Below are 1,012 nucleotides of genomic sequence, written 5' to 3'. Positions count from 1 at the left end.
CTGGAACGGGATGTCGAAAACAGCTATCTGGCCTCGGATGCGGTGGATGACGACCCGATGACACCCCTGCTGGGGCACTCGATCACTTACCGTATCGCTGTCGGTTCACAGGCGGGGCGAAAGGTGTTCACTTTGCAAACTCTGCCGACCAGTGGTGATCCGTTCGGTGACGGGATTGGCAAGGTAGCCGGGTCCAGCCTGCACGCCGGCGTGGCGGCCAGGGCCGATGAACGCAAGAAGCTCGAACGGCTGTGCCGGTACATCAGCCGCCCGGCGGTATCCGAGAAGCGGCTGTCGTTAACACGAGGCGGCAACGTGCGCTACCAGCTCAAGACGCCGTACCGGGACGGCACCACGCACGTCATTTTCGAACCATTGGATTTCATTGCAAGGCTGGCCGCCCTGGTACCGAAGCCCAGAGTCAACCTAACCCGCTTCCACGGGGTGTTCGCACCCAACAGTCGGCACCGGGCGTTGGTCACGCCGGCAAAACGGGGCAGGGGCAACAAGGTCAGGGTGGCTGATGAACCGGCAACACCAGCACAACGGCGAGCGTCGATGACATGGGCGCAACGGCTCAAGCGTGTTTTCAATATCGACATCGAGACCTGCAGCGGCTGCGGCGGCGCCATGAAAGTCATCGCCTGCATTGAAGACCCTATAGTGATCAAGCAGATCCTTGATCACCTGAAGCACAAAGCCGAAACCAGCGGGACCAGGGCGTTACCCGAAAGCCGGGCGCCACCGGCTGAGCTGCTCCTGGGTCTGTTTGACTGACGAGCCTGAAGGCCAACGATACCAATCAAAATGCTGCGTTCACAGCGCCGCGGCAGGGATCCGCCGTGCTGGTTGTCGGAAAAGGAGCCGCTAGTGGGAAAGAGGAGGGTAAATTTTCAGCGTTGCTGGCTCCCCGTCAGCCGGATTGGGTTGCATCGCAGGGGTGTCGAAAGAGTCAACTGCGGTCCAAAGCTGTTGGACTTGGGTGAAAAGGGCGTTTATTCTTCCTATACGT

1 pseudogene is annotated in these 1,012 nt (G+C 60.0%); it reads left to right on the top strand.

Going from position 1 to position 1,012, the window contains the following annotated elements:
- Window positions 1–777, top strand: a pseudogene (locus tag FTU50_RS15320) (IS91-like element ISVsa3 family transposase); the annotation flags it as partial.
- Between the last annotated feature and the right edge of the window lie 235 nt (window positions 778–1,012).

This window comes from Acinetobacter sp. YH12112 (genome assembly GCF_013418945.1).
Lineage (GTDB): Bacteria > Pseudomonadota > Gammaproteobacteria > Pseudomonadales > Moraxellaceae > Acinetobacter > Acinetobacter indicus.
The sequence above is the reverse complement of the archived record's forward strand: the minus strand, read 5'-3'. Positions and strand labels throughout refer to the sequence as shown.